Origin of the sequence: Brevibacillus sp. GCM10020057, from assembly GCF_042683565.1 — a bacterium.
Classification (GTDB): Bacteria; Bacillota; Bacilli; order Brevibacillales; family Brevibacillaceae; genus Brevibacillus.
Genome location: NZ_JBHUJW010000043.1, coordinates 380215 through 406698, shown reverse-complemented (window position 1 = coordinate 406698; position 26484 = coordinate 380215). Strand labels below are relative to the sequence as shown.

Genomic DNA, 26484 nt, shown 5'->3' with positions numbered 1-26484 from the left:
GCACGCCTCCTTTTGCCGATTTTTTCAGATATGTACTGCAAATGGGAAAAAGGCAGCCGTCTGCTGTTCGGCTGCTGTTCGTACATTTCTAGTATAACACAGGAAATTCATAGAAATACAGGACTTCTTAGGTGTTCCATTCCGGCTGGAAGCGAACGGTCTGGCCTGGCGCGTATTGCGGCTTCAGGTAATCCTGGGGGTCCGGGCTGATCAATCGCACAATCCTGCCTTCAAAAGGGCCCGTCTGTTCTACCAGCATCGTCGCATGTCCGTGGACAACCTCCTTCAGCTCTTGCTTTTCGACCACATCCATATTGGCGAAGACGATCTCCATCGGCATAACCGAGTATAAAATCATTGCAGCACCTCGTCTCGCCCGTTGCGAGCCTTTTCGATCAGCTCGTTCAGCTTGTTCAACGCCTTGCCCAGTCCGCCGACCTCATCGATCAGCCCGTATTTGACCGCATCGGCTCCGATCACATTCGTGCCGATATCTCGCGTCAATTCGCCTGTTCTCGTCATGAGTTCGCGGAATTGCTCCTCCGTAATCTTGGAGTGTCTGGCGATGAAGCTGACGACGCGATCCTGCATCTTATCGAGATACTCAAACGTTTGCGGCACGCTGATGACAAGCCCTGTCAAGCGAATGGGATGAATCGTCATCGTCGCGGTCTCGGCGATGAACGAGTACGTCCCTGCTACGGCAATCGGAACCCCGATGCTGTGCCCGCCACCGAGCACCAATGTGACGACCGGCTTGGACAAGGAAGCGACCATCTCCGCGATCGCCAGTCCCGCTTCGACATCTCCCCCAACCGTATTGAGGATCACAAGCACTCCCTCAATCTTTTTGTTCTGTTCGGCTGCGACCAACTGGGGGATGAGATGCTCATATTTGGTCGTCTTGTTTTGCGGCGGTAACTGAATATGTCCTTCTACTTGCCCGATGATGCTCATACAATAAATATTGCTTTCCAGCTGGGGCACGTTCGTCTGTCCCAGTTGCGTAATGGATTCGAGCAGCTTTTTCTTGGGATCTTCAGGTCCAGGCGCTTCCCCGGGCGGGGGGGCAGACGGCTCTTGCTCATCAGCAGGTCCGCGCTGCGGAGTGCTTTGCTTGTTTGTCATGGCACTTGCAAATGGCGGCCGATTCAAAAAATCGGTGAATGGTTGCTTTGACATGAATGATCCTCCCTCACTTTCCTCTGTTAGTATGGTTGTGCCGAGGGAAAAACATGCGCCGTTGCCAATCAAATGCAAAAAGCCGAAAATCCGGCTTTTACGCTGGATTCTCGGCTTTCCAAGAACACTCTCTACACTTCCATGATAATCGGAAGGATCATCGGACGGCGACGCGTTTGTTCATACAAGTAGCGTCCCAACGCCTCTTTGACGTTATTTTTGAGAGAAGACCATTCATTTACGTTTTCTTCCATGCATTTGACAAGTGTTTGGGTCACTATGCGATTTGCCTCATCCAGCAATTCTTCGGATTCGCGGACATAGACGAATCCGCGGGAAATAATATCTGGACCGGACAAGATCGTGCCATTTTGTTTACTGAGTGTAACGACAACTACCAGTATTCCATCTTGAGATAGTAATTTGCGGTCTCTAAGCACGATGTTTCCTACATCACCAACACCCAATCCGTCGATGAGGACATTGCCTGCATGGACTTTTGGACCGTAACGGGCTTTGCCGCCGGAAATTTCCACCGTATCGCCGTTATCCAGCAAAAAGATGTTTTCCTGGGGCACTCCCACCTGTTCCGCCAGCAGCGAATGGGTCTTCAACATGCGGTATTCGCCGTGAATCGGGATGAAATACTTCGGCTTCATCAAGTTCAGCATCAGACGCAGTTCTTCCTGGCTGCCATGACCGGAGACGTGGACGGTTCCGTTTGGTCCATGGCCGCCGTAAATGACTTCGGCGCCGATGCGGGATAATTGATCGATTGTGCGCGCCACGTATTTTTCATTCCCGGGAATGGGAGTGGCGGCGATGATGACGGTGTCGCCTGGAAGGATGTCAATTTTCCGATGGGCGGATCGGGCCATTCGCGTGAGAGCAGACATCGGCTCTCCCTGGCTTCCAGTTGACAGAATCGCCACTTGTTCAGCTGGCAATTTGTTGATTTCGTCCGTATCAACAATCAACCCTTCCGGTACGAAAAGGTAGCCGAGCTCGCGGCTGATGTTGATGACGTTTTGCATGCTCCTGCCTACTACTGTCAGCTTTCGGTTGAATTGGGCAGCTGCATCCACGACTTGCTGAATGCGGTGTACGTTGGATGCGAAGGTAGAGATGATGATGCGGCCAGTGGCTTTACTGAACACATCTTTGATCGCAATGCCGACGGAACGTTCCGATCCGGTAAAACCGGGCCGCTCGGCATTGGTACTGTCGGACAACAGGCACAACACGCCACGGTCGCCAATCATTGCCATTTTGGCAAGGTCAGCAGTCTGGTTGTTGATCGGCGTCTGATCAAATTTGAAGTCCCCCGTGTGGACGATATACCCTTCCGGTGTATCCAGGCATACCCCGACACAATCCGGGATGCTGTGGTTCACGCGGAAAAAGGTCGCTTTCATCTTGCCGAGGACGATCTCCGAGTCACTGTTGATCAAAACGCGCTTCGTGTCATTTAGGATGCCCGCTTCCTTCAATTTTGCATCGATCAGTCCCAGGGTAAGTTTTGTCGCGTAGACCGGTACATTCAGGTGCTTCAGCACATAGCTAAGACCCCCGATATGGTCTTCGTGTCCGTGCGTTACAATAATCCCCCGAACCTTGTCGCGATGCTCCTCGAGGTAAGTGATATCCGGAATTACCATGTCAATTCCCAGCATTTCTTCCTCCGGGAATTTCAATCCGGCATCAATCACAACGATGTCATCCTCGGTTTGTACCACGTACATGTTCTTCCCAATTTCGCCGACTCCGCCCAGGGCGAAAATGAGAACAGAGTGATTCGACTTTGCCAAAACGTGTAACCTCCTATATTTAGTTGTCATGTCCACTCAATAAAAACCGCCCCAAATCACTTACATTCATTATACCCGAAGTGAAAACATGAACACAAGGAAAAAGAGCCAATCCCGGCGGGGAATGGCTCTCCTTCTTTCGCTATGATTAATCAAGCAAGGAATGTACGAATGCTTTTTCCTGTTCGGTCAGCTCTACCAGCGGCAAGCGCAATCCGCCTACCTCTACACCCAGCTTCTTCAGAGCCGCTTTTGTCGGCCCTGGGCTCGGATAAGCAAACAGTCCTTCAAACACGGGCAGCAGTTTGCGATGCATGCCGGCCGCTGCCACGTGGTCGCCCTGCAGGAACGACTGGATCATCTCTGTCATCTGACGGCCGACGACGTGACTGGCTACACTCACAATGCCGACGCCCCCGATCGCGAGTACCGGCAATGTCAAGCCGTCGTCCCCGCTGTACAGCTCAAAGCCTTCAGGAGCATGCTCGATGATTTTGGCCATTTGCGACAGGTTGCCAGACGCTTCCTTGATGCAGACCACGTTGGGCAATTCTGCCAGACGCAGCGTAGTCTCTGCGGTCATGTTCACCGCGGTTCTGCCCGGCACATTGTACAGCATCACAGGCAGTTCAGAAGCTTCCGCCACTGCCTTGAAGTGCTGGTACAACCCTTCCTGCGACGGCCGGCTGTAGTACGGCGCAACTACCATGACCGCATCTACGCCAATCGACTGGACGGCCTGCGTAAACTCCACACTGGATGCGGTATCGTTGCTGCCTGTTCCCGCGATAATATGGCATTTGCCCTTCGCATACGCGACAACGTGCTTAAACAGGTCCAGTTTTTCCGACCGGGACAAGGTAGGAGACTCCCCTGTTGTCCCGCTCACGACGATCCCTTCACTGCCGGTTGCCAGCAAATGATCAATGAGCCGCTCCGTCTTTTCGTAGTCAATCTCCAGTTGTTCATTGAACGGTGTCACCATAGCGGTGACCAGTCGCCCAAAACGTGCCACTGACTTCCAACTCCTCTTCTCATTGTCGATCTTACATGTGGTGTGCGTGCAGGTTGAATTGTTGGTGAAGTGCGCGAACAGCTCTGATCATATCCGCCTCGTGAACCAGTACCCAGATCGTCGTATGGGAGTCTGCCGATTGCAGGATTTGGATGTCTTCCTGCGTCAGCGCTTCGACGATTTGTGCCATGACGCCGGGGACTCCCGTCATGCCTGCGCCGATCACAGACACTTTCGCGCAATGCGGCAGCAGCTGGGGCTCATAGCCCAGCTCCGTCAGCAGACGGGCCGCTTTTTCGCCCATCTCGTCATGGACGGTATACGCGACCCCCAACGGATTCACATTGATAAAGTCAACGCTGATATTGTTCGTCGCCATAGTCTTGAATACTTGCAGTTGGGTGTCGTAGTGGCCTTCCCGGTTTGCCACTTTCACCTGTGTAATGTTGGGAACGTGGGCGATTCCCATTACGACCCGGTCATAGACAGTTTGCCCCAGTTTGCCAATTTCCAGCATAGTGGTAACCAATGTCCCAGGGTCGTCCGAAAACGTCGAGCGCACGCGAATCGGCACATTCGCCTGCATCGCGATCTCCACCGCTCGCGGATGAATCACCTTGGCTCCGAGATGAGCCATATTGCAAATTTCCGTATAGCTCACCATCGCCAGAGGCTGCGCTTCCTGTACGATCCGCGGGTCTGCCGTCATGATTCCTTCCACGTCGGTGAAAATGTCCACCATCTCTGCCTGCAAGGCAACTCCCAGTGCCGTCGCGGTCGTATCGCTTCCTCCGCGCCCCAGCGTAGTGATCTCCCAATCTGCTGTCCGTCCCTGAAAGCCTGGAACGATGACAACGTTGCCTGCTTCCAGTTCCTTATGGATGCGGACGGGATCAATCGACAAAATCTGTGCATTGCTGAAATCGTCGCTGGTGATGATGTTTGCCTGGCCGCCCGTGAGAATCGTCGCCTTGATACCACGCGCGTTCAGCATGCTGCACATGACCGTTGCCGAAATGATTTCACCCGTATGCATCAGCATATCCATTTCCCGACTCGGCAGTTGGTTCCCATTATTGCGAATCAACTGTAAAAGCGTATCGGTCGCATAGGGATCGCCTTTGCGTCCCATTGCCGATACGACTACGACGAGGGAATAGCCTCCCTCCATCGCCTTTTCTATATGGTAGATAGCCCGATTTCGGCATTCTTCTGTCGCCAGGGAAGAACCGCCGAACTTCTGGACGAGAATCTTCACAAACCTCTCCCCTATGCTCTTGCTTTGATGAGTTCTTCCGCGATTTGAACCGTGTTCCATGCCGCGCCTTTGAGAAGGTTGTCAGAAACGATCCACATATGCAGCCCGCGAGGATGATGGAGATCGCGACGCACACGGCCGACAAATACGTCCAGTTTGCCTGTGGCATCGGTTGCGAGCGGATAGCGCTGCTCTTCCGGCACGTCTACCAGAACGACTCCCGGAGCGTTGCCCAGCAAGGACTTGACTTCTTCCACATCAAAGTCTTGCTTCAGCTCGACGTACACGGACTCGCTGTGCCCGTAAACGACCGGAATGCGCACGCATGTCGCAGACACCAATACGGTATCATCACCGAAAATTTTCTTGGTTTCATTGACCATTTTCATTTCTTCATAAGTAAACCCGTTATCCGTGAACACATCAATTTGCGGGATCGCATTGAACGCAATCTGATGATGCACCGGCAGCTTGCTTACCGGCAGCACCTTGCATTCCGGTTCCTTGCCATCGAGCACATCGCGGCTTTGCTGTTGCAGCTCGTTGATGGCGGATTGACCCGCACCGGACACAGCCTGATACGTCGATACGATAATGCGGTCAATGCCATAGCGATCATACAAGGGTTTCAGAGCGGCTACCATCTGAATTGTGGAGCAATTCGGATTCGCAATAATTCCTTTGTTCGCGAGCGCAGCTTCCATGTTAACTTCCGGAACGACCAACGGAACTTCCGGGTCCATCCGGAATGCGCTGGTATTGTCGATTACGACAGCACCGTGGCGCACAGCGTGGGGTGCCAATTCCTTGCTGACTGCCCCGCCAGCACTGAACAGAGCAAAATCGACTCCTTGAAAGCTGTCTGGCGTCGCTTCTTCGAGGACGATTTCTTGCCCCTTGAACATCACCGTTTTGCCGGCGGAACGTCCGGAAGCAAGCAGCTTGAGTTGTTTAACCGGAAAATTGCGCTCTTCCAAAAGGCGAACCATCTGCTGTCCGACCGCACCGGTGGCACCTACGACAGCGACATTGTAAGTCTGATTAGCCATCTCTTACTCTCCTCCTAATAGCGAAAAACAGGTTGGTTGAATTTGTGTTTCATTGTCGTTTGTCAGTAGTTGAATCTTTCGATGAGCAAGGGTTGCAATTGTCGCCCTTCCAGTGCCGCCTCACATGTCTCCAGAAGAAGCTCCATGCGGGCTACAAGCGAATTCGGCTTTTTATCCGGAGCATCCTGTCCGAACGGGACGAAATAGATATTTTTTGCAGCCAACAGCTTGGCAATATTGGCCGCATTTAATCCCAGACCATCGTTGGTCGAAATCGCGATGACCAGTGGACGCAGATTGCGCATGGTAGCCTTGGCAGCCATCAGCACGGCGCTGTCGGTAATGGCGTTCGCCAGCCGGCTTGTCGTGCTTCCCGTGCACGGCGCGATGATCATCGCATCCAGCAGCTTGGAAGGGCCGAGCGGTTCCGCCTGGGGAATCGTCGAGATCAACTCTTCTCCCGTAAGCTCCTTGAGCTGCTGCTGCCAGCTGGCAGACGTGCCAAAACGCGTATCAGTCGTCATAACGGTATTCGACACAATCGGGATGACACGCGCTCCGGCATCCACGAACCGCTTGATTTGCGGCATCGTTTCCTCCAAGGTGCAGTGCGATCCTGACAGGCCAAAGCCGATGGTTTTCCCTTGCAGTTTACTCATGATGACTCCTCCCTGGTTTTCGATTGCTCCGCAATGAGACGAGACAAAGTTTGAGCGAGAATTTGTCCTGCGGTTTTAGGTGCAACGATTCCAGGTAATCCAGGAGCGAGAAGCGCTTTGATGCCTCGTCTTTCGGCATAACGAAAATCGGTGCCTCCCGGCTTGGAAGCCAGGTCCAGGATGAACGCCGATTGGGGCATTTGAGCGATCACTTCAGCAGTGAGCAATAATTGCGGGACGGTATTAAAAATAAAATCAGCATTCGTCACTTGTTGCTTCAGTTCGCTTATATGGAAGGGAGTCATTCCCATCTCATAAATGCGTGCCAAGTGTTCCTGACGCCGAGCCCCCACTCTGACTCGCGCTCCCAATGCGTGCAGTGCCCGAGCCATGGATAATCCGGTTCTGCCTAATCCCAAAACAAGAGACTGCGACCCGTGAATCGTGATATCGGTATTTTGAATCGCCATCATCAATGCTCCCTCTACGGTAGGGATGGAGTTGTAGATCGCGACCTCATCACGCTCCAGCAGTTCCACCAGCGGGATCTGCCTGGGGCCGAGCAGTCTTTTCAAATAAGGTTTCGCCATTCCCGTGTATACCACGCAGTGCTTAGGCAGGCTGGCTGCGTGCTCTTCTTGCAGCTGCAGTTGTTTGGAGCAAAAAATACTTTCCACGAATCCTTGATCATCCGTACCAACGATCGGAAGGATGAGGGCGTCCACGTCTTTCAACACATCGCATGTTAATGGTTTCTTCGTTGCCCCTGTGAAATTGCTTTCCAGGTTGTCGAAACCAACTAAGGTGACGCTGGCGTCCAGTTGGATGCAACGTTTGATTACTTCCAGCTGGCGAGCGTCTCCACCGATGAAGGCAACATGTATGCCCGTTAGCATGCTGCGTTCCCCTTTCCACACATTTTACTGCAATAAATGATCGAAACGCAAAGGTTTTTCCATGCGAAAAAGTTTATGAAAAACGTTGCGGTCTACCCTCATCCTATTCTCTTTGCCCTGGTTCGGTGACAGTGGTGCCTACTTTGGCGCAGCTTGTGTCTCCTGCTGATCCAATTGGATAATGACCATGTCCGGCCCGATTTTCACGATGGAAGTCCACGGAATGACGAGGTCTTCCCGCTTCTTGCCAAACCCGAAGAAACTGCCTTTTGGCAAGATGATCGACTGGATCTGACCGCTTTCCGGGTGGATAACGAGATCCGAATCACTGATCACTCCCATTTTCTCTCCTGTGTCCAGGCCAATAATTTCCTTGCCTCCCAGCTCGCTCAGCCGCATAGATGAACCCCCTTTGTCCTGATTACTTGATGATATACGCAAAAAAACCCGGCCTATGCCGGATTTTCCTGTAATCAATGGTTCTTATAGAAGAATATCGTTTTTCACATTGGCCGGGAACCCTTCGAGGGGGCTGACCATCGCCAGCGCCAATTTGGACCGGAAGAGCTGCTGTGCTACCGTCCAGACCGATTCGTGAGATACCCGGTCGATTTTTTCCAAAATCTCGTCGAGGCTCAAGTGCCGCCCAAGCAGCAGTTCGTTTTTGCCGAGACGGCTCATGCGGCTGTTGGTGCTCTCCAGACTGAGCATGAGACTGCCCTTCAACTGTTCCTTGCCTTTTTTCAGTTCCTTGTCCGTAATACCGTGGTCGGCAACATCGCGAAGCACGTGAGCGACGATGTCAAATACCTGTCCGACGTGCTCCTGTGCCGTACCCGTGTACACCGTAAACGTTCCTGCTTCCTTATAGGAGGAATGATACGAGTAGACGGAGTACGCCAATCCCCGCTCCTCACGAATTTCCTGAAACAAACGGGAACTCATGCTGCCGCCCAGCACGTTGTTCAACAGGATGAGGGAGTACACTTCTTCATGCCCTACCTGGAAGCCGGGGAGCGATATGCACAGATGCGCCTGCTCGGTCTTCTTTTGCTGGGAGATGATGTTGGCCGTAAAATCAGGCGTCGTCAAGGTCGGCAACGGGGACGAACGGTGGATTGAAGAAAATCTTTTCCGGATATCTTCGATCAGACTATCGTCAAAATTCCCCGCAACCGTAACGACTGTATTCTCCGGCAAGTAGCGCTGCTCGACGTAAGCCAGCAGGTCGTCGCGCTTCAGGCTGCGCAGCACGTCCTCCGTACCGAGAATGGTGTAGCCGAGCGGATGCGCTCCATAAGACGCTCGGGCGATCAAGTCGTGCACGAGATCGTCTGGCGTATCCTCGTACATGCTGATTTCCTCGATGACTACATTTTTTTCCTTTTCCAACTCGTCTGCATCAAAGACGGAGTTGAAATACATATCCGAAAGCACGTCCAGGGCGATCGGCGCATGCTGATCCAGCACGCGGGCGTAGTAACAGGTGTATTCCTTTGAAGTAAAGGCGTTCACATTTCCGCCAATCTCGTCGAAGGTCTCGGCAATTTCTTTTGCCGACCGGGTAGCCGTCCCCTTGAAGAACATGTGCTCCAGAAAGTGGGAAATGCCGTTATTTGCTTCATTCTCATATTTGGAACCGGTCCCTACCCAGATGCCAATGGCAACGGAGCGGACGGACGGAATCCTTTCCGTCACGATCCGAAGACCGTTTTCACACGTATGACGCTGTATCACTTACATCCTCCTCGGTTGATCATCTGTCTCTGCCCACTATCTAAGGGGAAATCTTGTAAACACGTCTAACTATAACAAACTTCCTTGGTCTCCACAACAAATGATCATACGGCTCATTTCACCACGCGGCTGGAGGAGATGACTTCGGAAACCGTGGTAGGCTTCAAACCTTTTTGCCTGGCGATGCTAAGCAGCTGATCGAGGCTCGCCTCCGAGGCGGCAGTGGGATGCATCAGCACGAGGACGCCGTTTCCCATCAGGCGGGAAATTTTGCGTACGACCCAGTCCGGCGACGGCTTTTGCCAATCCACGGTATCCGCCGTCCACAAGATCGTTTTCATTTGAAACGTCGATGCTGCAATTTGCACGACGCGCTGATGAAAGGAGCCGGAAGGAGGAGCAAAGAGCGTGGGCTTGATTCCGAGCGTCTTTTGGATGACATCCTGTGTCTTGCCGATCTCCTGTTCGATTCGCTGAGGTCCAAGCGTCTTCATGTCCGGATGCGAGTAGGCGTGATTGCCAATTTCATGGCCACGTGCGGCAATCTTTTTCGCTTCCTCGGGGTAGCGCTTCACCCACGAACCATCCAAAAAGAACGTCGTCTTTACGCCGTGTTTGTCCAGCGTGTCCAGCATCGAGTCGAGATATTCGTTCCCCCAGGCGACATTGATCATGAACGATATTGCGGGTTTTTTCGGATTCCCGCGATAGATCGGCAGCATCCCCAACTGTTCCAGGGTGACCGCAGGCGGGACTTCCTTGTAAACCAGCGCATCCGGAGATTCATTCCCTGTTGCGATTATGTTGTTTATGGAAGCCTCTACATCTACTATACGTCCGTTGTAGCCAGGAATTGCCGCTTTCCAGCTTTTATCGTAGACGGCATCGATCGGCTTTTCTTCCTTGCCTTCCTTCCATTGTTCAATCAACTGGCGCAAGCGCTCCCTGTCACCCATTCTTTTATCAGCAGTGATCGCCCTCTGGTGTTTCATGACGTCTATGTATTCCGAAATGGGCTTGACATTCAGCAGGAGCATGAACAGTATGGCGCAGCCTGTAGCAAACAAAAGTCTCCTTTTCGCTTCCGTCATCGGGGCTTTCGTCTCCTTCCGTCGTACAAGTCTCTCTTTGTCCAATGTATGAATCGGGGACACGACTTAGACGAAAAAAGAAAAAAGCTTCCGTACGCGAATTTCTTCGAGTGACGAAGCCTTTTGCTTGTTGTTTATTCGGCTGCTGCCGGTGCGGAGTCTGCTTGCCGCGCTGCCGCCTGCTCCTTCAAGACAGCCTTGCGGGAGAGGTTGATGCGGCCTTGGTCGTCGATCTCCGTTACCTTCACCTGAACTTTGTCCCCAACGGAGACGACATCCTCGGTTTTGGCTACGCGCTCTTCAGCCAGTTGCGAAATGTGGCAAAGCCCTTCTTTGCCCGCGAACAGCTCGATGAATGCGCCGTATTTTTCCACGCGTTTGACTGTACCCAGATAAGTCTGGCCGACAGCCACTTCGCGAACGAGATCTTCGATGATTTGCTTGGCTCGCAGGTTCGCCTCGTGGTTGACCGAAGCGATGAAGACGCGGCCGTCTTGCTCGATGTCGATTTTGACGCCTGTCTCTTCGATAATCTTGTTGATGACGCGGCCTTGAGGACCGATGACATCGCGGATTTTTTCCGGGTTGATCGTGATGGTCATGATCTTCGGCGCATATGGAGACAGTGTCTCGCGCGGCTTGGAGATCGTGCTCATCATGTGCTTCAGGATGTGCAGACGGCCAATGCGCGCTTGCTCGAGGGCCATCTCCAGAATTTCACGGTTGATCCCGGAAATTTTGATGTCCATCTGAATCGCAGTGATCCCGGCTTCTGTACCGGCTACTTTGAAGTCCATGTCCCCGAGATGGTCTTCCATACCCTGGATGTCAGTGAGAATGGAGAACGATTTTCCGTCCTTGCCCATAATCAGACCCATGGCGATTCCCGCTACCGGTGCCTTGATTGGTACCCCTGCGTCCATCAGCGCGAGCACGCTGGCGCAAATCGAAGCTTGCGAGGTGGAGCCGTTGGACTCGATTACTTCCGAAACCAGACGGATGGTGTACGGGAACTCGGTCTCCGATGGAATGATCGGTTCGATCGCCCTCTCGCCCAGCGCCCCGTGTCCAATCTCGCGGCGGCCAGGAGGACGAAGCGGACGTGCTTCCCCTACGCTGTACGGCGGGAAATTGTAGTGGTGCATGAAGCGTTTCGATTCTTCCAGCCCCAGCCCGTCCAAAATCTGCACATCGCCGAGTGCGCCGAGTGTGCAAACGCTAAGTGCCTGTGTCTGACCGCGGGTAAACATGGCAGAGCCGTGTGTGCGCGCCAGCACGTCCACTTCGCTGGAGAGCGGGCGGATTTCATCGAGAGCCCGTCCATCGGGGCGAATTTTTTCTTCGGTGATCAGACGGCGAACTTCATCCTTGACGATGTTGCCCAGCACTTCGCTGATCATTTTTTCCTGCTCTTCAAAGGTATCGGGATTCAAGGCGGCAAAATGTTCCCTTGTTTCGGCCTTGATGTCGTCGATCGCATCGTAGCGAGCTTGCTTCTCCTCGATACGCACGGCTTCCTTCAGACGCGCTTCGGCAAAATCGCGCACAGCCCGATCAATTTCCGGATCGACTTCGTGCAGGATCACTTCCATTTTCGGTTTGCCGATCTCTGCCGCGATCTGGTTTTGGAACTCGACGAGCTTCTTGATCTCTTCGTGACCCGTCATGATCGCTTCCAGCATGTCTGCTTCCGACACCTGATTCGCGCCTGCTTCCACCATGTTGATCGCATCGTGGGTACCCGCCACGACCAGGTGAATATCGCTCTTCTCTGCCTGAGCGACAGTCGGGTTGATGATGAACTGGCCATCGACACGGCCGACGATTACGCCGGCAATCGGTCCTTCAAACGGAATCTCGGACACGCACAGCGCTGCAGATGTCCCGATCATCGCGGCAATTTCAGGCGAGCAGTCTTGATCGACGGACAGAACCGTATTTACGATTTGTACGTCGTTACGGAAACCTTCTGCGAAAAGCGGGCGAATGGGACGGTCGATCAAGCGGCTGGCCAGAATCGCCTTTTCACTCGGACGACCTTCTCTTTTAATAAAGCCGCCGGGGATCTTCCCGACCGCATAGAGACGTTCCTCGTAGTTGACGGTAAGCGGGAAGAAATCAAGCGCTTTTGGTTCCTTCGAGACCGTCACTGCAGACAGGATTGCCGTATCGCCGTACCGAACCAGAACAGAGCCGTGCGCCTGTTTGGCCATTTTGCCAAATTCGAGCTTCAGCTTGCGGCCTGCCAGTTCGTATTCAAATGTACGGAATTGTTGCTCCATGTTGCTAGCAGTCCTCCTTCACGACAATGTGAATGTTCACACTTTGTTTTCTACCTGTATGTATTATTTCCTGCCGTACTCAAAATTAAATGGCTGGCAGCGGCAGTCTTTCACGGATAATAAAAAAAGCTTCTATATGAAGCTATGGGAAGAAGCTTGTCCTTCTTCGATTGCGAGGTTATTCGTTTCGGAGAGGGCAGCCCGTACGGTGCCGCACTCTCCTGCACGAGAGAAAAAAGCGGGGTGAACCCGCTTTTTGCAAAACGCGAATTAGCGACGCAGACCCAGACGGTCTACCAGCGCACGGTAACGTTGAACGTCAGATTCGCGCAGGTATGTCAACAGGTTGCGGCGTTGACCTACCATTTTCAGAAGACCACGACGGCTGTGGTGATCTTTCTTGTGAGTGCGCAAGTGTTCGTTCAGGTTGTTGATGTTTTCGGTCAGGATAGCGATTTGGACTTCCGGCGAACCGGTGTCGTTCTCATGCGTACGGAACTCTTGGATCAGTTGAGTTTTACGTTCTTGAGTCAATGCCATCATGACTCACCTCCTTATTTTTTTACCGTTAGCCGAGTCTGCCGTCGGTGAGCCTCGGTCAGCCAAGCTACGGTTATCTGTACAACGTTTTGAATTATAGCATACCATTTTGGGAAAAGCAAAGAGGAATCGCGGCTTGCGAACATTACGCTTTGAACTTTTGTCTGGCTGTCTCCACATCGCGCCGGATCTGCGCGATGAGCGCATCTACACCGGAAAACTTTTGTTCTTCGCGAATGTAGAATAAAAACTCCACTTCTACGTCTTTGCCGTAAATCTCGCCGGAGAACTCAAAAATGTGGACTTCCAGCGATTTTTCTTTCTTTTCGAGTTCAAAGGTCGGCTTGATGCCTACGTTCATCACGCCGTAGTAGCTTTTCTGGTCGACCGTGAAGCGGACTCCGTACACGCCATTTTTGCCGATCAAATAGGGAGCGGCCACTTTCACGTTCGCCGTCGGGAAGCCGATGGTGCGTCCGCGCTTGTCTCCATGTACGACAGTTCCGCGCACCTTGTACGGACGGCCGAGCATGAGATGGACCTGCTCTACATCCCCGCCGTGCAAATACTCGCGAATGATGGTGCTGCTCACTTTTTCTCCCAAACGATTGACAGGTCCGACGATATCCAGGCCGTAGCGTCCCTGGCTCATCTCCTGCAAAGTCTGGGCGGTTCCCATGCCGCGATACCCAAAGGTGTAGTCAAAGCCGACCACGACATGGCGGCATCCGAGCGGCATGAGGCACTCTGAAATGAAGTCTTCGGGATAAACAGCGGCAAAGCCGATATCAAAGCTCATGACATAGGTGTTGTCCACACCCATTTTCTCGAATTGCTCCAGTTTGTCAGCAAGCGGAGTCAGGTAGCGCGTATAGCCGCTTTGCCCCAATACCTCGCGCGGGTGGGGATCAAACGTCAGGACAGTGCTCTGCCAGCCGTTTGCCTTGGCGGTATCGATCGCTTTCTGGATGACGCGCCGATGACCGATATGTACGCCATCGAAGTAGCCTAATGCGATTGCGCAAGGGTCAGCTTGAAAATCAGCGGGCAACGGGTATGTCAAAGAGATCGTTTTCACGGTTACACCTCGGAAGGAAAGACTTTTTCAGCTTTGGCATAGAGGCCTTTTTCCCCGCGGCACACGCGGTGAATCCCGAGCAACTCGCTTCCTGCAAACAGGCAAATCAGGCTCCCTTCCTCTGCGTCAACACCGGGCAGCGCCGTGGTCAACCCGTTTCGCACGGCCCTGACTCGCTCCGGCTTCACCTGAAATGCAGGCATGAATGACATCGCTTGCGGGATCGAAACCAATTTGCGAGAGAGCTCTTCCCGGTCTGCGGCCGCTTCTTCCAGCTGCGCGAGAGGGATGGCCTCCTCTGCCACGAACGGGCCGCTCTTGATGCGCCTAAGCCGCTTCATATGGGCAGGATACCCCAGGACGCGGCCAAGGTCAACACATAAGGTGCGCATGTACGTCCCCTTGGAGCACGTGCATGTAAAGGACACGTCCACGAAGCCGTCTTCCGGCCGAATGTCGTGCAAGGTCAATTCGTAGATGGTCACCTTCCGGGCTTTCCTCTCAATGACTGTCCCTTCCCTCGCCAGATCGTACAAGCGGACGCCATTTACTTTGACAGCAGAGTACATGGGAGGCACTTGTTCGATTTCCCCGAGAAAGCTGCGAAAGGTCTCTTCCACCCGCTCTCTCGTGATGGAAGCGGTATCCACTTCCCGCTGCTCGATGACTTCCCCAGCAGCGTCCTCCGTCGTCGTCGAAGAACCTAAGCGCATGATGACCTCGTACCGTTTGGGCAGCTCCTGCAAATACTCGACAAGCCTCGTCGCCTGTCCGAGACAGATTGGCAGCACGCCGGTCACATCGGGATCGAGCGTACCGGTGTGACCGACTTTTTTCGTTCCGAATAGACGGCGAATTCGCGCTACACAGTCATGGGATGTCATGCCAGCTGGCTTGTCTACCACCAGCACGCCGTTTATGCTACTCATTGCTGCTCACTCCCAATGCTCTATCCAATGCAAGCCGTAGTTTTTCCTTCGCTTCCTGCAGGGAACCGCGAATGGTGCACCCGGCTGCCTTGGCATGCCCGCCTCCGCCAAGCTCTTTGGCAATCGCGGACACATCTACGCGATCTCTTGCGCGCATGCTCACCTTGACCACATCTGCTTCGGATTCGACGAACGAGACGCCCACCTCTACGCCTTCAATGTTGCGGCAGTAGTTGACCAGTCCCCCGGCGTCTTCCCGCGTGGCTCCTGCCTGGGCGAAATCATCAAGGCGGACGGTCAGCGAAGCTACGAGGTTGCGGTGGGAGAGCTCAAGGGATTGCAGGGCAAGGCGCAAAATCTTGATGTGCGCCAAGGTGATCTCCTCGAGGCAGCGTTCGGCGACCTCTGCGGGCTTCACGCCGTAGCGAAGCAGTTGGGAGGCGATCTCCATGACGTGCGGAGACGTATTGGAATAACGGAATCCTCCCGTGTCTGTCAAAAGTCCGGTGTAAATGCACAGCGCCAGCTCTTCATTGAAGGTCAGGCCCGCTGCGACCGCCACGTCGTACAAAATCTCCGCTGTTGCCGCTGCATCGGTGCGAATCAGGTTGACCGTGCCAAAGCCGTCATTCGTAGGGTGGTGATCGATATTCAGCAAAACCGCCCCCGAAGCAAACAAAGACCGTACATCGCCCATCCGAGACTCGTCAGCACAGTCTACGGCGATTACGGCCTCGAACGTTTCGTCCAGCGGGTTTTTGGAAAGGTTGCGCAGCCTGTTAAACCGCGGCAAAAAATGAAATTTCTCCGGTGTTTCTCCTTCGTTTACAACCATGTACTCCTTCCCCAGCTGCTCCAGCATCATTGCGACAGCGAGGGCAGAGCCTGTTGCGTCACCGTCCGGATTGACATGAGAAAGGACCAGGAAGCGGTCACGTGCATGCATGAATCGCACCGCTTCCTGCAAAGCATTAAGATTTGGATTCATCCTGTTTTCCCTCTTCAGTGGAGATTTCCCGCAGGATCGATTCAATTTTGCTTCCGTAGTCGATCGACTCGTCCAGCTTGAAGGCGAAATCAGGAATGTGGCGCAGCTTTACGCGTTTGCCGATTTCCGTACGCAAAAATCCTTTCGCCTTTGCCAGCCCCGCGAGAGAAGCCTTCCGCTCCTCTTCGCTGCCGAAAATGCTGACATACACTTTCGCCAGTTGCAGATCGCTGCTCACTTCTACGTCCGTAACTGTCACAAAGCCGATGCGCGGGTCCTTGAGACCACGCTGCAGCAAAATGCTCAATTCTTTCTTGATTTCTTCCCCGACTCGGCTCATCCGTGTCTTGTTCATGTTCTTCACCTCCGCTGGCTGTGCTAGTCGTAGTATGCCGTATCCGTATGAATCAACTCCACATCGGGGTGGTTTTCCACGAAACGGATCACAGCCTGAATTTCCTGTTGCAAAAAGGACATCTCATTAGCAACGGCAGCGATACCCAAAATGGTTCGCTGCCACTGCTTGGGATAAGCCATCTCTGCTGCAGCTACGTTGAATCTGCTTCGCAACTTGCCGAGCAAGCTGTTGACGATGGCCCTTTTCTCTTTCAAGTTCTGGCAAGCGGGCAGAAACAGTTCCATCTGCACACTCGCAACCATTATTGCTTCACTTCAACCATGACAAAGGCTTCGATAATGTCGCCCACCTTCAGATCCTGGAAGCGTTCCAGCGTCAGACCGCATTCGTAACCGGCGGCGACTTCTTTCGCATCATCCTTGAAGCGTTTCAGCGTATCCAGCTTGCCTTCGTATAGGACGATGCCATCGCGGATGAGGCGAGCACCTGCATCTCGGCTCAGCTTGCCGTCCGTGACATAGCAGCCGGCGATGTTTCCGACTTTGGACACCTTGAACACTTCGCGGATTTCTGCCTGGCCGATGATGTCTTCTTTGTAGACAGGGTCCAGCATCCCTTTCAGCGCTTGTTCGATCTCCTCGATCACGGTGTAAATGACGCGGTGCAGACGGATGTCGATTTTTTCTTGCTCCGCCATGTTGCGCGCGTTTGGTTCAGGTCGAACGTTGAACCCGATGATGATCGCGTTGGACGCATTTGCCAGCGTCACGTCGGACTCGGTAATGGCACCGGCGCCAGTGTGAATGATTTTCACGCGGGTTCCGTTGACATCGATTTTCTCAAGGGCACCGCGCAGGGCCTCTACAGACCCTTGTACGTCTGCTTTGACAATCAGGTTCAACTCTTTGATATCGCCTTCCTGAATTTGCTGGAACAGATCGTCCAGCGAAACGCGGGCACTCTCGCGACGCTCGGATTCACGCTGTTTGGCTGCGCGTGCTTCCCCGATGGCACGAGCCTTTTTCTCGTCCTCGAACACGCGGAACTGATCGCCTGCTTGCGGTACATCGTTCAGACCGGTGATTTCTACCGGGGTAGAAGGACCCGCTTCTTTCAGACGGCGGCCTTTGTCATTGACCATTGCGCGTACACGTCCGAATGTGGAACCTACGACGATCGGATCACCGACACGCAGCGTACCTTGTTGGACGAGAACCGTAGCCACAGGACCGCGGCCTTTGTCCAGTTCAGCCTCGACAACGGTACCGCGTGCGCGTTTGTCCGGATTGGCTTTGAGCTCCTGTACTTCCGCCACGAGCAGGATGTACTCCAGCAGCTCCTCGATACCGATGCGCTGTTTTGCGGACAATGGCGTGAAGATCGTGTCTCCGCCCCATTCCTCGGCAACGAGTTCGTACTCGGTCAACTCTTGCTTGATCCGGTCGACGTTGGCTTCCGGTTTATCCACTTTGTTCACGGCTACGATGATCGGAACGTTCGCTGCTTTTGCATGGCTGATCGCCTCAATCGTTTGCGGCATGACACCGTCGTCGGCAGCTACGACCAGTACGGTAATATCCGTAATTTGTGCACCGCGAGCGCGCATCGTGGTAAAGGCCGCGTGACCCGGCGTATCGAGGAACGTGATTTTCTTTCCTTTAATCTCTACCTGATAAGCACCGATATGCTGGGTGATACCGCCAGCCTCGCCAGCGACTACGTTGGTGGAGCGGATCGCGTCGAGCAGAGTCGTTTTCCCGTGGTCGACGTGGCCCATGATCGTCACGACTGGCGGGCGCTCGACCAGGCTCTCTGGCGGATCGACTTCTTCGATGGTCTCGAAGTTGGTTTCGTCAATGACGATTTTTTCTTCAACCTCTACATTGTATTCCGCGCAGATCAGCTCGATTGCGTCTTTTTCCAGGTACTGGTTGATCGTGGCCATGATCCCCAAATTAAACAACTTTTTGATGATTTCCGCCGGTTCCTTGCGCAGTTTTACCGCCAGCTCGTTTACGGTCAGCGAATCGGTAAAGGTAATCTTTGCCGGTGGTTCCAGCACAGGGCGCTGCTGTTTTTGCGGCGCGCGTCCACCGCCGCCTTTGCGGTTATTCTGGTTGCGGTTGTTGCCTCCGCGGAACGGCTGGTTTTTCTTGCTGTCTTCAAACGTCTTTTGGGCTTGCGGTCCCTTTTTGATTTTCTCGCGTTTTTCCAGGCCTACGTTTGTAGGGAGTTTTACCTTGTCTTCAAAATCATCTCCCAGACGCGCATCTAACGGCGCGCTGGAAGCAGCCTGGCTTTGCGGGCGTTGCTGGTTTTGCGGTCTTGAAGGACGCTGCTGTTGGTTTTGGGTCTGCGGCTTGCGGTCAGTCGTTTTAGCAGGTTGACTTCTCATATTGTTTGGTTTTCTCTCCTGATTCTTCCCCTGATTTTTTCCTTGTTGAGGACTTTGCTGATCGGGTCGGCTCCCGGAATGGCTGCTGCCTGCGGAACGCTGGCTGCTCGGGCTGTTCCCTCCACGATCACGGTCGGCCGGGCGCTCATTGCGCTGCTGGACAGGCTGTTGACCGGTCCCGGACTGCGACTGGGGACGGGATTGTCCTCTGGATTCGTTCGGGCGACGTTGATCGTCCGCTTGTTTCGGCTTGCCATCGCTTTGCGACTGGCGCTGCTCGGGCTTGGCGCCGGCACGCAGCTTTGCCATATGATCCTCGATTTTCCGGATCGTGTCTTCTTCCAGGATACTCATATGATTTGCCACTTCTATATTCAGTCGCTTTAGCAAATTGAGGATTTCCTTACTGCTCATGTTGTGTTGTTTGGCATATTCATACACACGTGTCTTCAAATGGACTTCACCCTTTCGTAAGTTAGGTGAGCAGACGTTGAATGCTTTCGGCCAATTTCCCATCGGTTACCGCCACAGTAACGCGCCCATCTTTTCCGATTGCGTGCCCCAGTTCATGTCGGTCCCCAGTGGTAACACATGAAACACCGTAATAGGAACATTTATCCCGCACTTTTTTGGCAGTGTTGTCTGATGCATCAGCCGCGAGCAACACCAGGCGGGCCTGACCGCTGCGCACAGCAGCAAGGACGAGCTCCTCGCCGGTAATGACTTTTCTTGCCCGCATTGCAAGTCCGAGCAATTGCGCAGCTTTCGGGATCATCGTCCCATCATCTCCAGCCATTTTTCACGAAATGCATCGTATTTTTCCTGGGATATGGACATGTTCAGGGCGCGTTCCAGCACTTTCTTCCACTTCCCGGAAGCGAACGTGTCCGGCTTCAGGCAGCTCTCCTGCCTGCAGACATAGGTCCCGCGTCCAGCCGCTTTTCCAGTCAGATCAATGACGATCTCCTCATCCGGAGTACGAACTACGCGGATCAATTCTTTCTTGGGGAACATTCCTTGGCAAACGATGCATTTTCGTAAAGGAATTTTTTTTTGCTTCATGATTACTCGATGTCAGCCCCTTCATCGCCCTCTGCTTCTTTCGGATAAGCGATGCCTTCTTGTTCTGCCTGGGACTCACTCTTGATATCGATTTTCCAGCCTGTCAGCTTGGCGGCAAGACGGGCGTTTTGACCGCGCTTGCCAATCGCCAGCGACAGCTGGTAATCCGGAACGATGACGCGCGTCACCTTTTCTGCGGCGTTCACATCTACGTGGAGAACCTTAGCCGGGCTCAGCGCATTGGCAACATATTCCGCAGGATCTTCGGACCAGCGGACGATGTCGATTTTCTCACCTTTCAGCTCGGTGACAATCGTCTGTACGCGCATCCCTTTCGGCCCAACACAAGCACCGACTGGATCGACGTCAGGATTGATCGAATGAACGGCGATTTTGGAACGATCACCGGCTTCGCGAGCGACAGATTTGATTTCCACGACGCCGTCGTAAATCTCTGGAACTTCCAGCTCAAAGAGTCGTTTGAGCAAGCCTGGGTGCGTGCGGGAAACGACGATTTGCGGGCCCTTGGTCGTTTTTTCCACTTTGATGATATATGCCTTTACACGGTCTTGCGGCTTGAATTCTTCGGTCGGCATTTTTTCCGTGATCGGCATGACGGCTTCCGCTTTCCCCAGATCGATGTAGTAGTTGCGCGCATCCATCCGCTGCACCACACCGGTGAGGATGTCGTCTTCGCGCTCGATGAACTCGCTGTAGATCAGCCCGCGCTCCGCTTCGCGAATGCGCTGGGTCACGACCTGTTTTGCGGTCTGTGCTGCAATTCGCCCGAAATCGCGGGGAGTTACTTCAATTTCAACAATATCGTCAAGACGGAAGTTCGGATCGATCTCCTGCGCCGCCTCCAACGAGATTTCCAGACGGGAATCCAGCACTTCTTCCACAACGGTCTTACGCGCAAAGACGCGCACCGTTCCCGTATGACGATTGACATCCACCCGCACGTTTTGAGCCGAGTTGAAGTTACGCTTGTATCCAGAGATAAGAGCCGCCTCGATCGCCTCAATCAGTACGTCTTTCGTGATGCCTTTCTCTCTCTCAATGGCTTCCAATGCCTCGATAAAATCGCCGTTCATGACTTTCGTTGCCTCCTCCTTTACTTCCACCACTGGCCTGCCCTCTTAAAAGACGATTGCCATACGGGCCGTGTCAATTTGCTCTTGGGAAATTACATACGTTTTTTTGGCCTCTTTTACTGTCAGCTTACCGTCCTCAAAGGATATCAGTTCTCCCTCGAACTGGCTGGCTCCTTCTATTGGCTCTTTTGTCGTGATGTGAACATGTCTGCCTACAGCCTTCGCAAAGTCTTTATCCTTACGGAGCGGACGCTCTGCGCCCGGGGAGGAAACTTCCAGGAAGTAAGCAGTAGGGATCGGGTCCACTTCATCCAATATTTGACTCAGCTTCTCGCTGACAAGAGCGCAGTCATCGATGTCGATATTTCCAGTTTCATTGTCGATAAACACGCGCAGAAACCAGTTGCTGCCTTCCTTCTTGTACTCAATGTCAACCAGTTCCAGGCCCATTTCGTCAACAATGGGCGCGATCAGTTCGGTGACGATGTCCGTTACCTTGCTCAAGCAAGTACCTCCTTCTCGTATGAACCCTGACGTGCAGCCAGAAAGAAAGAGTGGGTTTCCCCACTCTCGTTCTGTCATACGTATAGAACCAGTATTTCCAAAAAAATTATAGCATAAGCGACTTGCCCTGACAACCTTTGGATGAGTTCGCCCTCTTCCCAACCCCGATCAGAACAGTGACAACTGGTTCGATTCAGGCAGCCCTTTCAACGCGCCCTGCTCCTCCAGGTACTCGAGAATCGTCTTGGATATTTTGGAGCGGGTAAGCAGATCTTCCTTGGACAGGAACTCGCCCTGCTGTCTCGCCTCTACAATGCTGATCGCCGCATTGGTTCCAAGGCCAGGCAGCGCATTGAACGGGGCGATCAAGGAATCGCCGTCGATGAGAAAGCGGGTCGCATCAGACGCGTACAGGTCGACATTGGCAAAGCGGAAGCCCCGTTCCACCATTTCCAGCGCCATCTCCAGCACGGTCAGGAGCGCCTTTTCTTTTGGCTGCGCCTCATGCCCTTTGCCCTCGATCTCCTCGATTTTTTGCCGGATGGCAGCCGAGCCCTTGCACATGAGGGGAATGTCGAAGTCGTCCGCCCGTACGGTGAAGTACGTCGCGTAAAACTCCAGCGGCCGGTGCACCTTGAAGTAGGCGATACGCACCGCCATCATGACGTATGCCGTCGCGTGCGCCTTCGGGAACATGTACTTGATTCTCTGACACGACTGGATATACCATTCCGGCACGTTGTTTTTGCGCATCTCTTCCTGGTCTTCCTCGGGCACGCCTTTCCCTTTGCGCACCGACTCCATGATCTTGAAGGCGCGGGACGGCTCCAGCCCTTTGTAAATCAGGTACACCATGATGTCGTCGCGACAACCGATTACGTCCGGGAGTTTACATATCCCGTTGCGAATCAAATCCTGGGCGTTGTTCAGCCAGACGTCCGTTCCGTGCGACAAGCCGGAAATCTGCACCAGCTCGGCAAAGGTCGTCGGCTTCGTATCTTCAAGCATCTGGCGTACGAACTTGGTTCCGAACTCGGGTATTCCCAGCGTTCCCATGTTCGTGCCGATCTGCTCCGGCGTCACCCCCAACGCTTCCGTGGAACTGAAAATCGACATGGTCTTCTTGTCATCCAGCGGAATCGTCTTGGGGTCCATGCCCGTCAAGTCTTGCAGCATGCGGATGACGGTCGGATCGTCGTGCCCCAAAATATCGAGCTTGAGCAAGTTGTCGTGGATGGAGTGAAAGTCAAAATGGGTGGTGCGCCATTCCGACTCGCTGTCGTCAGCCGGGTACTGAATCGGACAAAAGTCTTCGATCTCCATGTAATCCGGCACGACAATGATCCCGCCCGGGTGCTGCCCGGTCGTCCGCTTGACCCCTGTGCAGCCGTTGACGATCCGCGAGATTTCCGCGTTGCGCAAGTTCAGCTTGCGTTCGTCGGCGTATTTGCGGACATAGCCGTAGGCGGTTTTTTCCGCAACCGTACCGATTGTCCCTGCACGGTACACGTAATCGACCCCGAACAGCTCCTGCGTGTACTTGTGCGCGCGCGGCTGGTAGTCTCCGGAGAAGTTCAAGTCAATATCCGGAACCTTGTCCCCTTTGAAGCCAAGGAACGTCTCGAACGGGATGTCCTGTCCGTCCTTGGCGTATTTCGCACCGCATTTCGGGCAGATTTTGTCCGGCAAGTCAAAGCCGGATGCAATCGACCCGTCCGTGATAAACTCGCTGTTTTTGCAGCTCGGGCAGCGGTAATGCGGCGGCAGCGGATTGACCTCGGTGATCTCGGCCATGGTCGCGACGAAGGATGACCCTACGGAACCCCGGGAACCGACGAGATAGCCGTCCTGCAGCGATTTGGTCACCAACCGCTGGGAAATGAGGTAAATGACCCCGAAGCCGTGCTTGATGATGCTGTTCAGCTCTTTTTCCAGCCGCTGCTCGACCAGCTCCGGCAGCGGATCGCCATAGAGCAGTTTGGCCTTGTCGTAGCACATCTGGCGCAGCTCATCGTCTGCCCCTTCGATGACGGGCGTGTACAACCTGTCCGGAATCGGGCTGACATCTTCGATCATGTCCGCGATCAGATTCGGATTTTTTACCACAATCTCATGGGCAATCTCTTCCCCCAGGAACGAAAACGCCTCCAGCATCTCATCCGTGGTGCGCAAGTAAAGCGGCGGCTGGTTTCCTGCAGACGGATCTCCTTTGGAGAGCAAAAAGACGTCGCGGAAAATTTCGTCTTGCGGGTTGAGAAAGTGCACGTCTCCTGTCGCCACGACCGGTTTGCCCAGCTCTTTGCCCATTTCCACGATCATCCGGTGGTAGCCTTTCATCGTCTCCAGGCTCGGGATTTCCTCGTTGCGCAAGAGCGGCGAGTAATGGTCGATCGGCTGCACTTCCAGAAAGTCGTAAAACGCGGCGACTTCCTTCAGTTCATTTGCCGATTTTCCGCGCAGAATCGCCTGCATCAGTTCGCCGTCTTTGCACGCCGTACCCAACAGCAGGCCTTCACGGTACTTGGTCAGCTGACTACGCTGGATGCGCGGCACACGGTAGAACGTCTCGACATGGGAGCGGCTGACGAGCTTGTACAAGTTTTTCAGCCCTGTCTTGTTCTGCACGAGAATGGTCGCATGGAACGGTCGGCCACTCTTGTAATCGGCCTCCGCGTTGCTGCGCTCGTTCAGCTCGGCGAGCGTCTTGATGCCCTCTTCCTTGATGTCCTTGAGCATATGCTGGAACACATGGGCGAGGGCGACGGTATCGTCCAAAGCCCGGTGAGCGTTGATCAGCTCGACGTTGAACTTTTTCGCCAGCGAGCCGAGCCGGTAGTTGCGCATCCCTTTGTACATCATCCGGGCCAAAGGCAGCGTGTCCAGAAACGCGTTGTTCCACGGCTCCATGCCGATCCGCTCCGCGCAGGCGTTGATGAAGGCTTTATCGAACTCGGCATTGTGCGCGACGAGGATGGCGTCTCCCGTAAACTCCTTGAACTTGCGCAGCACGACGTCGAGCGTTTCTTTGCCGCGCAGCATTTCGTTGGTAATCCCGGTGATCTCGGTCGTCTTCGGTCCGATCTCCAACTGCGGGTCAATCAGTTCGGTCCACTGGTCGACAATTTCGGCGCCTTTCATTTTCACCGCCGCGATCTCGATGATCGTATGCTCGGAGGCGTTCAGACCGGTCGTCTCCGTGTCAAAGACCACGTATTCAGTATTTTCGTCAATCGGGATGTTGTTGTCCGCCGTGAGGTTGTAGACGATGTCGATCCCGTCCTCGATCACGTACGCCTCCATCCCGAGAATGCACTTGATATTGTTTTTCTTGGCGATCGAATACGCCTCGGGGAAGGCCTGCACGACGCCGTGATCCGTAATGGCAATCGCCGGATGCCCCCATTTGGCTGCTGTCGAGACGAGCGACTTTACAGAAGCGACCGCATCTAAGGCGCTCATCGGCGTGTGGCAATGCAGCTCCACGCGCTTCTCGTCTGCTGTATCGCGGCGCACGACCTGCTCGATCTGATTCAGGTCGTTGGCGTTCATGACAAGCTCGCGGATGAAGGTATCATGCTGCACGCTCCCACGGACCTTGACCCACATACCGTCCTTGAGCGCTTCGAGCATTTTGACGTCTTCCTTGTCGCGGGAAAAGATTTTGACTGTGAGCGAGTCGGTGTAGTCGGAGATGTTAAAGGTCAGCAGATGGCGGCCGCTGCGCAGTTCCTTGACCTCCACATTGAACACGGTCCCTTGAATGACCACGCGACGCTCCTCCTCCTGAATCTCGCAGATCGGAATCGGAGCGTCCTTGATCTCATAGCCGATCAGCAAGGTCGTGATCGCTTCTGTCTTGTCCGCCGACTTGCTTTCCTGTGCTGCCGCTGTCATGACAACCTCGACGAGCGCCCTTTCTTCTTCGCTGCGCTGTTCAACAAACGCCTTGTACGCCTCGTCGCTTTCCTCCTGATGGAACGTAAAACGCGGCGACGTATCGGTCGTCTTTTGAAAGGCTGCCAGCAGTTCGTTGTCCGCTTTCTTTTTCTTGGCGACCTCTACCGCCATTTCCGTGGGCAAGTAGACTTTGACTTCCTGCTGCCCCACTTCTTTTTTCGCCGTGCGCATGGTGACGGCCAGAGAATTTAATGCAGGCTCCACCTTTGCCAGCACCACGTCCCAATACTCCTCGACAATTTGCGGCAACGTCGGCTTTTGTACGTACCGGAAGCTGGCATCCACTTTTGCCAGATGGGAGAAAGTCTGCGTCAGCCGCTGTGTAAACGCGCGAAAAACGTCGGCTGGCAGCATTTTCGGCAACGTAAAGCGGAATACCCATTCGCGATTTTGCTTGTACAGCTCCAATTTATCAATCTGTCCATCCTGAAAAAAACGATCGATCCATTCCGCCGGCAGTTCCATTTGCCTGACCAGCAGAGAGAACCGATGTTTCTGCTCTTGTGTACGGTCCATGTTGCTGCAACACCCCCTGAAAACAAGAAAAAGAGGTACTCCCCATTTTTGCAGGGGAGCACCCCGTAAAATTCGACAAAAACCCC

The 26484-nt window shown here is 53.8% G+C and carries 24 protein-coding genes; all 24 read right to left on the bottom strand.

The window, feature by feature from the left end; translation table 11 throughout:
- Positions 1-127 precede the first annotated feature (127 nt).
- Positions 128-358, bottom strand: coding sequence for a YlzJ-like family protein (locus ACFSO0_RS15650; protein WP_376881762.1), 231 nt, complete (start codon positions 356-358; stop codon positions 128-130).
- Entirely contained in the window at positions 355-1182 is an 828-nt protein-coding gene (locus tag ACFSO0_RS15645) for a ClpP family protease (RefSeq protein ID WP_376881760.1), read from the bottom strand. Before ACFSO0_RS15645 ends, ACFSO0_RS15650 begins: the two co-directional genes overlap by 4 nt.
- A 131-nt stretch (positions 1183-1313) precedes the next feature.
- Positions 1314-3020, bottom strand: coding sequence for a ribonuclease J (locus ACFSO0_RS15640; protein WP_483862243.1), 1707 nt, complete (start codon positions 3018-3020; stop codon positions 1314-1316).
- Positions 3021-3138: 118 nt separating this feature from the next.
- Positions 3139-4005: a 4-hydroxy-tetrahydrodipicolinate synthase gene (gene dapA, locus ACFSO0_RS15635; protein ID WP_376881757.1), complete on the bottom strand. Its 867-nt coding sequence runs from the start codon at positions 4003-4005 to the stop codon at positions 3139-3141.
- 31 nt (positions 4006-4036) lie between these two features.
- On the bottom strand, positions 4037-5263 hold the full coding sequence (dapG, locus tag ACFSO0_RS15630) for an aspartate kinase (RefSeq protein WP_376881755.1): 1227 nt from the start codon (positions 5261-5263) through the stop codon (positions 4037-4039).
- A gap of 11 nt (positions 5264-5274) precedes the next feature.
- Entirely contained in the window at positions 5275-6312 is a 1038-nt protein-coding gene (locus tag ACFSO0_RS15625; protein WP_376881754.1) for an aspartate-semialdehyde dehydrogenase, read from the bottom strand.
- A 62-nt stretch (positions 6313-6374) separates the two neighbouring features.
- Positions 6375-6971, bottom strand: a complete 597-nt coding sequence (locus ACFSO0_RS15620) for a dipicolinate synthase subunit B (protein ID WP_376881753.1) — start codon at positions 6969-6971, stop codon at positions 6375-6377.
- Positions 6968-7867, bottom strand: coding sequence for a dipicolinate synthase subunit DpsA (dpsA, locus tag ACFSO0_RS15615; RefSeq protein ID WP_376881752.1), 900 nt, complete (start codon positions 7865-7867; stop codon positions 6968-6970). Before dpsA ends, ACFSO0_RS15620 begins: the two co-directional genes overlap by 4 nt.
- 138 nt (positions 7868-8005) lie before the next feature.
- Positions 8006-8266: a YlmC/YmxH family sporulation protein gene (locus ACFSO0_RS15610; RefSeq protein ID WP_376881750.1), complete on the bottom strand. Its 261-nt coding sequence runs from the start codon at positions 8264-8266 to the stop codon at positions 8006-8008.
- An 84-nt stretch (positions 8267-8350) separates the two neighbouring features.
- Positions 8351-9604, bottom strand: coding sequence for a M16 family metallopeptidase (locus tag ACFSO0_RS15605; protein WP_376881749.1), 1254 nt, complete (start codon positions 9602-9604; stop codon positions 8351-8353).
- A 113-nt stretch (positions 9605-9717) separates the two neighbouring features.
- Positions 9718-10695, bottom strand: coding sequence for a polysaccharide deacetylase family protein (locus tag ACFSO0_RS15600; RefSeq protein WP_376881748.1), 978 nt, complete (start codon positions 10693-10695; stop codon positions 9718-9720).
- A gap of 134 nt (positions 10696-10829) precedes the next feature.
- A complete protein-coding gene (gene pnp, locus ACFSO0_RS15595; RefSeq protein WP_376881747.1) occupies positions 10830-12977 on the bottom strand; it encodes a polyribonucleotide nucleotidyltransferase in 2148 nt (715 codons plus the stop codon).
- 270 nt (positions 12978-13247) lie between these two features.
- Positions 13248-13517, bottom strand: a complete 270-nt coding sequence (gene rpsO, locus ACFSO0_RS15590) for a 30S ribosomal protein S15 (RefSeq protein ID WP_376883215.1) — start codon at positions 13515-13517, stop codon at positions 13248-13250.
- A gap of 145 nt (positions 13518-13662) precedes the next feature.
- Positions 13663-14595, bottom strand: a complete 933-nt coding sequence (locus ACFSO0_RS15585) for a bifunctional riboflavin kinase/FAD synthetase (RefSeq protein ID WP_376881745.1) — start codon at positions 14593-14595, stop codon at positions 13663-13665.
- 2 nt (positions 14596-14597) lie between these two features.
- On the bottom strand, positions 14598-15524 hold the full coding sequence (truB, locus tag ACFSO0_RS15580; RefSeq protein WP_376881744.1) for a tRNA pseudouridine(55) synthase TruB: 927 nt from the start codon (positions 15522-15524) through the stop codon (positions 14598-14600).
- Entirely contained in the window at positions 15517-16512 is a 996-nt protein-coding gene (locus ACFSO0_RS15575) for a DHH family phosphoesterase (protein ID WP_376881742.1), read from the bottom strand. Before ACFSO0_RS15575 ends, truB begins: the two co-directional genes overlap by 8 nt.
- On the bottom strand, positions 16496-16867 hold the full coding sequence (rbfA, locus tag ACFSO0_RS15570) for a 30S ribosome-binding factor RbfA (protein ID WP_376881740.1): 372 nt from the start codon (positions 16865-16867) through the stop codon (positions 16496-16498). Before rbfA ends, ACFSO0_RS15575 begins: the two co-directional genes overlap by 17 nt.
- A 23-nt stretch (positions 16868-16890) precedes the next feature.
- The gene (locus tag ACFSO0_RS15565; RefSeq protein WP_376881739.1) at positions 16891-17172 is read right to left on the bottom strand and encodes a DUF503 domain-containing protein; all 282 of its coding nucleotides are present in this window, start codon (positions 17170-17172) and stop codon (positions 16891-16893) included.
- Positions 17172-19718, bottom strand: coding sequence for a translation initiation factor IF-2 (gene infB, locus ACFSO0_RS15560; RefSeq protein ID WP_376881738.1), 2547 nt, complete (start codon positions 19716-19718; stop codon positions 17172-17174). Before infB ends, ACFSO0_RS15565 begins: the two co-directional genes overlap by 1 nt.
- Positions 19719-19740: 22 nt before the next feature.
- Positions 19741-20040: a YlxQ family RNA-binding protein gene (locus tag ACFSO0_RS15555; protein ID WP_055747016.1), complete on the bottom strand. Its 300-nt coding sequence runs from the start codon at positions 20038-20040 to the stop codon at positions 19741-19743.
- Entirely contained in the window at positions 20037-20327 is a 291-nt protein-coding gene (gene rnpM, locus ACFSO0_RS15550) for an RNase P modulator RnpM (protein WP_376881737.1), read from the bottom strand. The genes ACFSO0_RS15555 and rnpM overlap by 4 nt, the downstream gene beginning before the upstream one ends.
- 2 nt (positions 20328-20329) lie before the next feature.
- Positions 20330-21421 carry a transcription termination factor NusA gene (nusA, locus tag ACFSO0_RS15545; protein WP_376883213.1) on the bottom strand — a complete coding sequence of 364 codons (1092 nt, stop codon included), beginning with the start codon at positions 21419-21421 and terminating at the stop codon, positions 20330-20332.
- A 45-nt stretch (positions 21422-21466) separates the two neighbouring features.
- Positions 21467-21925, bottom strand: a complete 459-nt coding sequence (gene rimP, locus ACFSO0_RS15540) for a ribosome maturation factor RimP (protein ID WP_376881735.1) — start codon at positions 21923-21925, stop codon at positions 21467-21469.
- A gap of 168 nt (positions 21926-22093) precedes the next feature.
- A complete protein-coding gene (locus ACFSO0_RS15535; RefSeq protein ID WP_376881734.1) occupies positions 22094-26398 on the bottom strand; it encodes a PolC-type DNA polymerase III in 4305 nt (1434 codons plus the stop codon).
- Between the last annotated feature and the right edge of the window lie 86 nt (positions 26399-26484).